The following is an 11624-nucleotide window of genomic DNA, read 5'->3' as shown; positions in this document are numbered from 1 at the left end:
CCTTTGTGGTCAAATAGACCAACTACATTTTTGAGTTCTGTGGCGTTTTCAGGTTTTAGTTTTCCTGCCAGAATTAAACGAAGCTCACGGCGTTGCTGCGCTTCATCGTAGAGTTGTTTTTCTTTTTCTGTTTCAGGAATAAGTTGTGGAACAGCTTTAGGTTTTCCTTCTGGATCTAGCGCTACGAAAGTATAAAAGGCTTCATTACTTTTTTCTTTTGTGCCTTTAGGAAGATTTTGTGCAAAAATTTCCATTCTTACCTCTACTGAAGTATTAAAAGCGCGAGTAACTTGTGCTTGGATAGTAACTACTTCGCCTAATTTGATAGAACGCTTGAACGATACATTATCTACAGAAGCTGTAACTACAACATTGCTGCAGTGCTTTTGTGCAGCCATCGCAGCACAGATATCCATCCAATACAACAATCTTCCACCCATTAGATTTCCAAATGTATTGGTATCGTTGGGAAGAACTAATTCATTCATTTCGGTGTAGGATTCGTGTGCTTTTTTTGCTTCCATCTAACTGTTGTATTTTTTTAATTGTTCATTAATTTTTTGCAAAGATACAACAAAAGATGTAGGCTTATAGTTTAATATTTGCTCAGCTTTGTCTAATATAAAACCAGTCTTACGAGGACGGTTTGTCGCCTGTCCTATTTCTGCTGCGGTAATAGGTGATATCAGCGATTTGTCGAAGTTCCACGTGTCAGCAAGTGTTGCTACCGCTTCTAATACTGTCATCATTTCATTTCCTGAAATATGAAAGATACCTGAAGTTCTCTTTTGCATCGCCGAATAAGAAGCGTCTGCTAAATCATCCACCCAAGTAGGCATACGCCATTGATCTGACACTACTTTAATAGGAGAACCGTTTTCTAATTGTTTTTTAGCCCAAAGTATAAGATTGCTTCTGTTCTTATCTGGTATTGCTCCATAAACAAGAATAGTCCTTAGAATAGCCGCGTCTGTATTCACTGCAGTAATTTGCTGTTCTGCGTCAATTTTGGTTTGCCCATAATTGTTAGTTGCTTTTACAGCGTCCGTCTCTTTATAAGGTCCATTTAGTCCATCAAATACAAAATCTGTTGAAATGAATGTATAATGGATATTCTTTTGCTTTGCTATCTGCGCCAATTGCGCAGAAAGATCCACATTTATCTGTTGTGCTAATTTGGGTTTTTCTTCACAAGTTTCCACAGCTGTTAAGGCAGCAGTGTGTAAAATATGAGTAGGTTCGAATGCATTGATAATTTCTAAGAAGGATTCATAATCCAATAAATCTATTTGTTTGAAAGTATTTTCGTCCAAATACGAATTTCTATTCAGAGACTTCGAAACTCCTAGAATTGCCTTGATTTCTGAATATTCTGATAATTTTTCACAAAATTTTTGTCCTAAAAATCCATTAGAACCTGTAAGTAGTACGCGCATATTAATTTGTCCAAATAAAATCCATTTTATCGTGAAGCATAGAATAGTCAATGACTTTAACTTCTAATTCAAGAATCGCTTTCAAAGCGTTATAATCAATTTTGTCTGCATCATCGGTCGCTTTATGGTAATCATCGTGTCCTCCAGTATGGAAGAATAAAACTGGAATGTTCTTTTTGTAGAAAGACGTTTGATCTGAACCACCATTACCATCTTTACTTTTATTGAATTTTATCGTGCTTGAAATATTTTCAAAGATAGAAGGGAATTTGGAACTAGTACCATATCCAATAATTGCTAAGCCGTTATCAGGATTGTATCTTCCGATCATATCCATATTCAGCATCCAATGGATTTTATCCAAAGGTAGGGTAGGATGCTCTGTCCAATATTTGGAACCTACCAATCCTAATTCTTCTGCCGAAAAGGCAATGAATAAGATGTTATATTTCTCTTTAATTTTGTTGCTGCTATAATAACGCGCTAATTCCAATAGCCCAGCTACTCCTGAAGCATTGTCATCTGCTCCATTATGAATCTGTCCAATATGTGAGGTGTCTCTTGTTCCACCAAAATTTCCATGTCCTAAGTGATCGTAATGCGCACCCACTACTATAGTATAAGGAGCACCATTATCCAAAAAACCAATAATATTTTCTGCTTGACGAATACTATCGGGCACAATAACACGACGAACTTTCGCTTCAAAGGCTTGCCTATAGCCTTTTTCACCTAAAGGTTGCAACTTATATTTCTTGAATTCATTTTCAATATAGTTAGCCGCTTTCGCTAATTCTTTAGAGCCTGTCGCTCTACCTTTCATTTTATCATCTGCCAAATAAAAGATATGCTTTTTCAATCGACTAATTTCGATTTCTTGTGCTGTAAGTTTGGCACTTAGTAAAACTAAAAGAAGAATAAATAACGGAAAAAGTCTTTTCATAACCTTATGTAGTGAGGTATAAATATAAAAATAAAGGGCTAGATTTTACATCTAACCCTTATATTCTATTCTAATCTTCAAGTATCTCGCTATGTGGCGTTTCTTTTTCCTTATGTTCTTCTTTAAAATATCTTTTTTGGAAGATTAATATTAAGAAGACACCCACTGAAATAGCGGAGTCAGCAATGTTAAAAACAGGTCTAAAAAATAAGAAATCTTCACCTCCCCAAATTGGAAACCAAGATGGGAATGTACCATTTATAAGTGGAAAATATAACATATCCACTACTTTTCCATGTAATAATGAGGCATAACCTCCAGCTTCAGGAAACAATGTTGCTTTCTCGTAATAGGTGCTTTCGCTAAAAATTACTCCATAAAATACAGAGTCAATAATATTACCTACAGCTCCAGCAAATATTAAGGCTACATTCAAAATAAATCCACGGTTGTATTTATTTTGAATCATATAATGTAATCCATAACCAATACCACCAACAGCAAGGATACGAAACACAGTTAAAAATAATTTTCCATATTCACCACCGAATTCCATACCGTAGGCCATACCTGGGTTTTCAATAAAATGAATTAGGAACTTATTACCAATAACGTTGAAATCTTGACCGATGGTCATATTTAATTTTACCCAAAACTTGGAGAGTTGGTCTATAAGTAAGATAATAGCAATTAATGTAATGGGTCTTGTGTAGCCTTTCATATCAATTTCATAAAATAGCCTTTACAATTTAAGCATTGCAAAGGCTATCTTTTGCTTTAATTTTTTGTCTAGTATTGTTTGTTTTTGGCCTCAATACTCAAAGTAGTGTGAGGAACCGCTTTCAAACGTTCTTTTTGAATTAATTTACCTGTCTCTCTACAGATACCGTAAGTTTTGTTTTCAATACGTACAAGCGCAGCTTCTAAGTTATCAATAAACTTCTTTTGACGAGCAGCTAATTGATTAGTTTGCTCTTTCTCTAGGGTAGCTGAACCATCTTCTAACGTTTTATACGTACCTGCGGTATCATCTGTTCCGTTCGCATTACCACCACTCAATGTTTTAGTTAATGCATCCAGTTCTTCTCTAGCAATTCTCAATTTCTCAAGAATAATTGCTTTGAATTCTTGTAATTCCGCGTCACTATAACGTGTCTTTTCTGTGTTTTCTCCCATGATCTAATTTTTTGCGATTAATACCTCAAGTTTACTTTCATTGATCTCGATGCTGTCATTGGTTTCTACAACATCCACGAATTCAAATGAATCAGCTAGTATTTCGGTGCAAATATACGATAAATTATTTTTGGCAGCTTCTTCGATCTCATTATTTCTACTTACTTGTAAACGAATTCTGTCAGTCACTTCGAATCCTTTTTCTTTACGTAAGTTTTGAATGCGGTTAATTAGCTCACGAGCGATTCCTTCTTGCTTTAATTCTGCTGTGATTTGGATATCCAAAGCTACAGTCAAATTACCTAAATTCGCTACTTGCCATCCTGCCACATCTTCTGCGATGATTTCTACATCTTCCAATCCTATCGTATAACCCGTATCTGCAAGAACTAATGATCCATTTTTCTCAAGTGTACTGATCTCCTCAGCACCTAATCCTTGAATAGCCGTACTCACGACTTTCATATCTTTTCCCACTTTAGCACCTAACGCTTTGAAGTTTGGTTTGATTTTTTTCTTGATAATTCCTGTGGTGTCTGTGATAAACTCAATGCCTTTTATGTTTGTCTCCGACAAGATCAAGTCTTTTACCTTCTCTACCTTTTCTTGGAAAGAAGAATCCAACACAGGAACCAATATCTTGCTTAATGGTTGACGTACATTGATACCAACTTTTTTGCGTAGAGACAATGTTAACGAAGAAATGTCTTGTGCTAATGCCATTCTTTCTTCTAAAGCAGTGTCTACCAGATCCGTGTGATATGCAGGGAAGTCAGCCAAGTGCACTGACTCAAAATTTTCTTTTTTCGTTGCGTTGTTCAAATCCAAATACAATTGATCTGCAAAGAACGGCGAAACTGGCGCCATTAATTTGGCGATAGTGTCCAAACAAGTATACAAAGTTTGGTAAGCAGAAATCTTATCTGCTGTGTATTCACCTTTCCAGAAACGACGGCGACACAAACGTACGTACCAGTTACTCAAATGCTCGTCTACAAAATTTTGAATAGCACGAGCGGCTTTTGTTGGTTCGTAATCTGCATAGAATTCGTCTACTTGTTTAGTCAAGGTATTCAATAAGGAGATAATCCATCTGTCGATTTCTGGACGATTTTCAAGTGCAATCTCTGGTTCAGCGTAGCTGAATTTGTCGATGTTCGCGTATAAAGCGAAGAATGCGTACGTATTATACAATGTACCGAAGAATTTACGACGAACTTCGTCCAAACCTTCTTCGTTGAATTTCAAGTTATCCCAAGGAGAAGCATTGCTGATCATGTACCAACGTGTCGCATCAGCTGAGTATTTCTCGATTGTAGCAAATGGGTCCACGCCGTTTCCAAGACGTTTAGACATTTTGTTACCATTTTTGTCTAATACCAATCCGTTAGATACGACGTTTTTGAAAGCAACAGAACCACGAACCATTGTCGAAATCGCGTGAAGCGTAAAGAACCAACCACGTGTTTGGTCAACACCTTCCGCGATGAAATCTGCAGGGAATGCTGAATCGTAATCCGATTTGAAAGGAAGAGGATCGCCAGCTGCTAATTTATCGTAATCTAATCCCCATTGCGCATAAGGCATCGCACCTGAATCAAACCAAACATCAATTAAGTCCGGCTCACGGAACATTTTTTGTCCTGATTCGGATACTAACACGATATGGTCTACATAAGGACGGTGTAAGTCTAATTTATCAGAACCGAATTTGTCTAAGTATTCTTTGTTCACGGCTTTTTCTTCAGCTGAAAGTACATCTGACTCCAAAGAAGCTTGCAATAATCCTTTCAATTCAATCATTGAACCGATGCAGATTTCCTCGTTCTCATCTTCTGTTCTCCAAATTGGAAGTGGTGTCCCCCAATATCTAGAACGTGATAAGTTCCAGTCTACTAAGTTTTCTAACCAGTTGCCAAAACGACCTGAACCTGTAGCTTCTGGCTTCCAGTTGATAGTTTTGTTTAATTCTACCAATTTCTCTTTTACAGAAGTAGTTTTGATAAACCAGCTATCCAATGGATAGTACAATACAGGCTTATCTGTACGCCAACAGTGTGGGTAGGTGTGTTCGTATTTTTTAACGTCGAACGCTTTGTTATCTTCTTTTAACTTGATAGCGATTAATACATCTGTCGGACGGAAGTCTTTATCAGCTCGTTCTTCTTCCGAATAGTATTCTTCTTTTACGAAACGCCCTGCAAAATCAGTTACTTCTTTTACAAAACGACCTGTACGGTCAACTGTAGGCACTTCTTTACCATTTTCGTCTTTTACCAAAATTCCCGGTACACCAGCTTCTTTGGCAGCTCTAAAGTCATCTGCACCATAAGTAGGAGCAATGTGAACGATACCTGTACCATCTTCTGTTGTCACGAAGTCACCTGGAATGACACGGAAAGCTTTTTCTAATAATTCCTCTGAAGAGATATAAGGTAACAATTGGTGGTAACGTAAACCGACCAATTCCGCACCTGAGAATTCAGCTACTTGTTCCCAAGGAACAATTTTGTCGCCTACTTTGTAATCTTGGAATGAAGCGTTTTGACCTTCAGCTTTGAAATGTTTACCGATCAAGCTTTTCGCTAAGATCACAGAAACAGGAGAACCTGTGTATTGGTTGAAAGTTTTGATTTTTACGTATTCAATTTTTGGACCTACAGCTAAAGCCGAGTTACTTGGTAATGTCCAAGGCGTAGTCGTCCAAGCGATGAAAGCCACATCTTCATCCGCTGATTCTACTAAGATATTAATCAACGGATGAACTTGTGTTTTGTCCACACGGAATTCAGCGACGATAGTAGTGTCTTTTACATCTTTGTACGTGCCAGGTTGGTTTAATTCGTGTGAACTTAAACCTGTACCTGCAGCAGGTGAATAGGGTTGAATGGTGTATCCTTTGTACAAAAGACCTTTTTTGTATAAGTCTTTCAACAAGAACCACAATGTTTCGATGTATTCGTTTTGATAAGTAATGTATGGATTTTCTAAGTCCACCCAGTAGCCCATTTTTTCTGTTAAGTCATTCCATACATCGGTGTATTTCATGACTTCTTTGCGACAAGCATTGTTGTACTCTTCGACAGAAATTTTTGTGCCGATATCTTCTTTGGTAATACCCAAAGATTTCTCTACAGCCAACTCAATAGGAAGACCGTGCGTATCCCAACCACCTTTACGTTTTACTTGGTAGCCTTTCAAGGTTTTATAACGACAGAAAATATCCTTAATCGTACGAGCCATCACGTGGTGAATGCCTGGAATACCATTCGCCGAAGGCGGACCTTCATAAAAAGTGTATGGTTTGCTTGCAGGACGATTCGAAATACTCTTTGCGAAAATGTTTTCCGCACCCCAACGTCTTAAAACTTCCTTTCCGATTTCCGGTAAATTTAACTGCTTATATTCCTTGTACATCACGTATTTTATATCAATTTTTCAAAGGTCGCTAATTTAACGAAATAACTTTAAATATGGAAGGTGAAAAAAGCGAAGCATAGTTAGATGAGTATTTATGAATTTCGGATTAGATTTCTTGTGGAATAAAATCAATTTTAGCATCATTGAGGTATGAAACGTTTTTTTATTGTATTCTTCTATCTGTTAATTTTATCTAAAGTGTATTCTCAGTCGGAAAGTGATTCAAATTTGATAAAGCTTTCTAAAAACTTCCAGACATTTTTTAATGACATGAGATGGAGTTTACATGTGCCATTAAGTAGTAGTGGATTAATCTTCACAAAGGGACCTACATTTTATCGAATTAAAGACTCTGTGCATTGGAGTAAAGATGAATATAGGCTTTTGAATAAGTTTGTTGTAAATAATGAAAGTATTCAAGATTCAATAATTTATATGGTAGTTGGGATTAATGATTTGTTGTCTAATATGCAAATAGTGGATGTATATGAGTATGATCATTTAAAAAATGTTGGAAACGTGGTATTTCCTAATCCAGGTATCAGTGCAGAATTTGGTGGAGGTAATAGAAAATTTTGTGATTCATTCAAAAAGTACTTAAAAACGTTGGAAGTAATTCCTAATGAATTTAGTGCTCAATTTAAGCTATATTTTGCCTATAATAAATCGAATATAGAAATGACCACACACTCAGAGAATTCGTGGTTGAAAAAACAATTAGATGATTATTTGATAATTAATCCAATTAAATATTTGCCCCCAATTAGATATGGACGTCCAATATACAGTCGACATGAATTTAAGGTAAATAAAATTGGTAATGAAATTACTGTGGAGGATATAGATTATGGAGAGTCTTTCTTTTTGTATAAAGATTCTTTAACATTATATTTTATTGAACCGATTAGTAATAGTATACGTCTTGAAGGGGAAATGCTTTTTGTATATGATCAAAAATGGTCAGAACAGGAATTTTTAGAAAGTCCAGATATTGCTAGGATTGGTCGAAAATTGAATAGTTCAAATTTAAGATATGTTCTAAAAAAGTTTCATAACAATTTAGTTGTTAAACCTTGCAGTGCTATTTATACTATATTTATTGAACACCTCTAATAGATTATTTGGGACTAATTTATTAGGAAATCCACGTATACAACAAAAGCACTTCCCATGGAAGTGCTTTTGTTGTATTAAACGTAAAATAAAAAATATTATGCGGAGAAACTTGATCCACAACCGCAAGTGCTAGTCGCGTTAGGGTTGTTGAAAGTAAAGCCACGTGCATCTAATCCGTTTTTGAAATCAACTTCCATACCTGCTAGATACATTCCATGTGCTTTATTCATAAAAACACGAATTCCTTCAATTTCGTATTCTGAATCACCATCTTTCTTTGTGTCAAATCCTAAAATGTAGCTCATTCCCGAACATCCACCACCTTCTACACCAAGACGTAAACCAAAGTCTGGACCTAACTCTTGTTGATCTATTAATTTCTTTAATTCTGCAACGGCTCCTGCTGTTAAAGTAACTGGTGCTGCAGCTGTTATATTTTCAGTACTCATCGAATATCCTTTCTAAATTGATTGTTAAGCAAAATTACATATTTTTAGGCTTTTAAATAGAACCTAAGTTTTTTTGACAATTTATAAACACTAAAATACATGGAATTTGAAGAGTTGCTGAAACAGTTATTTATTATCTCATTCGGAGTCTTGGTGGCCTTGGTACTGGCATTTTATGTGGTATGGCCCAAAGTTGAATATCTTTTTCTCAAAGTAAGTGATATTGGACAAAACAAAGACTTGCTCAAGAATACCCAACATCTGAAATACGCAGCTTATGAAAGATTAATTTTATTTGCACACCGCATTTCTCCTTATCAAGTGATGTTGCGTCATCATTCCAATAGTATATCCATAGATGAATTTAAACAATTGTTGATAAATGATATTGAAAATGAATACCAACATAATTTTACTCAACAGTTATACGTTTCAGATGCAGCGTGGACTAATGTGAAAGATTTGAAAGAAAGTACAATTAGCCTTTTTAAGAATACAGCAAGAGTGATTCCTTTGGGTGCCAAAATAGATGATTATGTAGCTGTTGTGCTAAAACATGTTGCGGAATTAGAAGTGAATCCTTATGAGGCTGCTCAAATAATTCTAAAAAAAGAGCTTACTGCCTAATAATATTTTACTTTTTCAAAGATTCGGAAGGCTTTAGTGAAGAATTTATTGTTAATACATTCTTTTAAAAAAGAAGTGTTAAAGAATTTAAAGAAAAGGTAAGATAATCGTATATTTGCGTCAATTTTAAACAATACGAATATCCAAAAATAATTAAAGTATAATGGAAAGAGATCAAGCCATCTTTAATCTAATCGCTGACGAGCTAAAACGCCAAGAAGAAGGTATCGAATTAATTGCTTCGGAAAACTTTGTAAGTAAACAAGTGATGGAAGCTGCTGGTTCTGTATTGACTAATAAATATGCAGAAGGTCTTCCGGGAAAACGCTATTATGGTGGTTGTGAAGTAGTGGATACTATCGAGACAATTGCTATTGATAGAGCAAAACAATTATTCGGTGCTGAATGGGTAAACGTACAACCTCACTCAGGTGCACAAGCTAACGCAGCTGTATTTTTAGCAACAATCAAACCTGGTGATAAGATTTTAGGTCTTGACTTGTCTCATGGTGGTCACTTGACTCACGGTTCTCCAGCGAACTTATCGGGTAAAATCTACCAGCCATTATTTTATGGTGTAAAAGAAGATACAGGTCTAATCGATTACGAATCATTAGAGGAAACAGCGTTACGCGAAAAACCAAAAATGATTATTTGTGGTGCTTCTGCTTATTCTCGCGATTGGGATTATGCTCGCATTCGTAAAGTAGCTGACGAGATCGGAGCTTTAGTTATGGCGGATATTTCTCACCCAGCAGGTCTTATTGCTAAAGGGTTATTGTCTGATCCACTTCCTCACTGTCACATCGTAACGACAACTACGCACAAGACATTACGTGGTCCTCGTGGTGGTATGATCATGGTAGGTAAAGATTTCGAAAACACTTGGGGTATTAAAACTCCTAAAGGCGAAACTCGTACAATCACTCAATTATTGGATTTAGCGGTATTCCCAGGTACTCAAGGTGGTCCTTTAGAGCACACTATAGCGGCGAAAGCTGTTGCTTTTGGCGAGGCGTTGACAGATGATTATTTGGTATATGCTAAACAAGTTCAAGCTAATGCGCAAGCTTTAGCTAAATTCTTCATTGACCTTGATTACAAAATTATCTCTGGTGGTACAGATAACCACTTAATGTTGGTTGACTTACGTAATAAAGATATCTCAGGTAAGGAAGCTGAAGCAGTATTGGGTCAAGCGGGTATCACTACTAACAAAAATATGGTTCCTTTTGATACGCGTTCGCCTTTCGTGACATCAGGTGTACGTTTCGGTACTGCTGCGATTACAACTCGTGGAGTGAAAGAAGCTGAAATGATTCAAATCGGTGAATTAATCAATGAGGCATTGAAAAACCGTGGTAATGAAGCTCAATTAGATAAAATTCACGGTAAAGTGAAAGAAATGATGGCTAAATTCCCATTGTACAAGTAATATAATTGTAATTATATATTTTAAAAAGCACCAAAGAAAACTTTGGTGCTTTTTTTGTGGTATAATTCTAGTAAACCACAATGTGAATTTATGTTAAATGATAGCTAATCTTTTTGATTTTTTGTAGATTTTACCCTACTTTTATGTAAATAGTTAGCTATATTAATAATTGTTATAAATAAAATATAAACGCCTATCGAAACACACTTACTCGAATTTAATTTTTGCTGTAACTTAAATAAGAAATGTTATGAAAAATGTGAATAACATAACTGATCAGGAACTGATTCATCTTTATGCAAATGGTGAAGAGAATGGTTTGAAGGTTTTGTTAGAACGCTATAAGAGTAAGATATATACCTCCATATATATGCGTGTCAAAGACGAATTTATTGCTGAGGATATTTTTCAGGAAACTTTCATAAAAGTCATTAATACCATTAAGTCTGGTGGCTACAATGAAGAAGGTAAATTTTTGCCATGGGTGATTCGTATTGCCTATAATATGGTAATTGATTATTTCCGCAAGGAAAAGCGTAGCCCCACAGTGATTAACAATGAGGGATATGATATTTTTGAAGTAATGGATTTTGCAGATGAAGATGCGGAGCGCAAGCTAGTCAAAAAGCAGATTGATGTTGATTTGAAAAAATTGATTCAACTGCTGCCGGATGATCAAAAGGAAGTGCTTATCATGAGACATTTCTGTGATATGAGCTTCAAAGACATCGCTGAAATCACGGATGTTAGTATTAATACAGCACTTGGTCGTATGCGATATGCCTTGAGCAATTTACGCCGTCTTATCGAGGAACATAATCTAAGTTTTCAATTTAATTGATAAAATATAAGGTGATTAGCTTTTTTGAAATGGTTTTTCCGTTAAGGAGAAACCATTTATTTTATGTGCGCCCGGCATGTGCGTGAACTCTAGGGTGTAAGTCCCGAACGTGCCTTGATAGTGGGAAACGTCAACTTAAGGCAAGGGTGTCCTTCGCGAGGGGGAATCTGAAGGAAGCCGT

General features: G+C 36.0%; 11 protein-coding genes. 4 read left to right on the top strand and 7 right to left on the bottom strand.

Annotated elements, in window-relative coordinates; all coding sequences use genetic code 11:
* The 6 genes from G5B32_RS16060 to ileS form a co-directional block, all read right to left on the bottom strand.
* On the bottom strand, positions 1-524 hold a 524-nt coding region (locus G5B32_RS16060), incomplete at its 3' end, for an acyl-CoA thioesterase (RefSeq protein ID WP_165292514.1).
* A complete protein-coding gene (locus G5B32_RS16055; RefSeq protein WP_165292513.1) occupies positions 525-1436 on the bottom strand; it encodes an SDR family oxidoreductase in 912 nt (303 codons plus the stop codon). It lies immediately after the preceding gene.
* Position 1437: 1 nt separating this feature from the next.
* Positions 1438-2379, bottom strand: a complete 942-nt coding sequence (locus G5B32_RS16050; protein ID WP_165292512.1) for a M20/M25/M40 family metallo-hydrolase — start codon at positions 2377-2379, stop codon at positions 1438-1440.
* Positions 2380-2449: 70 nt separating this feature from the next.
* Complete coding sequence (locus tag G5B32_RS16045) at positions 2450-3100, bottom strand: lipoprotein signal peptidase (RefSeq protein WP_165292511.1); 651 nt, start codon at positions 3098-3100, stop codon at positions 2450-2452.
* 68 nt (positions 3101-3168) lie between these two features.
* Entirely contained in the window at positions 3169-3555 is a 387-nt protein-coding gene (locus tag G5B32_RS16040) for a TraR/DksA family transcriptional regulator (RefSeq protein ID WP_165292510.1), read from the bottom strand.
* Positions 3556-3558: 3 nt separating this feature from the next.
* Entirely contained in the window at positions 3559-6972 is a 3414-nt protein-coding gene (ileS, locus tag G5B32_RS16035) for an isoleucine--tRNA ligase (RefSeq protein ID WP_165292509.1), read from the bottom strand.
* A 273-nt stretch (positions 6973-7245) separates the two neighbouring features.
* On the opposite strand from ileS, the gene G5B32_RS16030 reads away from it, so the two are divergent.
* A complete protein-coding gene (locus G5B32_RS16030; RefSeq protein ID WP_165292508.1) occupies positions 7246-8088 on the top strand; it encodes a hypothetical protein in 843 nt (280 codons plus the stop codon).
* A 98-nt stretch (positions 8089-8186) separates the two neighbouring features.
* Here the strand turns inward: G5B32_RS16030 and G5B32_RS16025 are convergent, their stop codons facing one another.
* A complete protein-coding gene (locus G5B32_RS16025; RefSeq protein WP_165292507.1) occupies positions 8187-8540 on the bottom strand; it encodes a HesB/IscA family protein in 354 nt (117 codons plus the stop codon).
* A gap of 99 nt (positions 8541-8639) precedes the next feature.
* On the opposite strand from G5B32_RS16025, the gene G5B32_RS16020 reads away from it, so the two are divergent.
* The 3 genes from G5B32_RS16020 to G5B32_RS16010 all read left to right on the top strand — a co-directional run bounded on the left by G5B32_RS16020 (position 8640) and on the right by G5B32_RS16010 (position 11443).
* Positions 8640-9167: a hypothetical protein gene (locus tag G5B32_RS16020; protein ID WP_165292506.1), complete on the top strand. Its 528-nt coding sequence runs from the start codon at positions 8640-8642 to the stop codon at positions 9165-9167.
* Positions 9168-9330: 163 nt separating this feature from the next.
* The gene (gene glyA / locus G5B32_RS16015; protein ID WP_165292505.1) at positions 9331-10602 is read left to right on the top strand and encodes a serine hydroxymethyltransferase; all 1272 of its coding nucleotides are present in this window, start codon (positions 9331-9333) and stop codon (positions 10600-10602) included.
* A 250-nt stretch (positions 10603-10852) separates the two neighbouring features.
* Positions 10853-11443, top strand: coding sequence for an RNA polymerase sigma factor (locus tag G5B32_RS16010; RefSeq protein WP_165292504.1), 591 nt, complete (start codon positions 10853-10855; stop codon positions 11441-11443).
* Positions 11444-11624 lie beyond the last annotated feature (181 nt).

The sequence above is a fragment of the Sphingobacterium sp. SGL-16 genome (assembly GCF_011043515.1).
GTDB lineage: Bacteria > Bacteroidota > Bacteroidia > Sphingobacteriales > Sphingobacteriaceae > Sphingobacterium > Sphingobacterium litopenaei.
The sequence above is the reverse complement of the archived record's forward strand: the minus strand, read 5'-3'. Positions and strand labels throughout refer to the sequence as shown.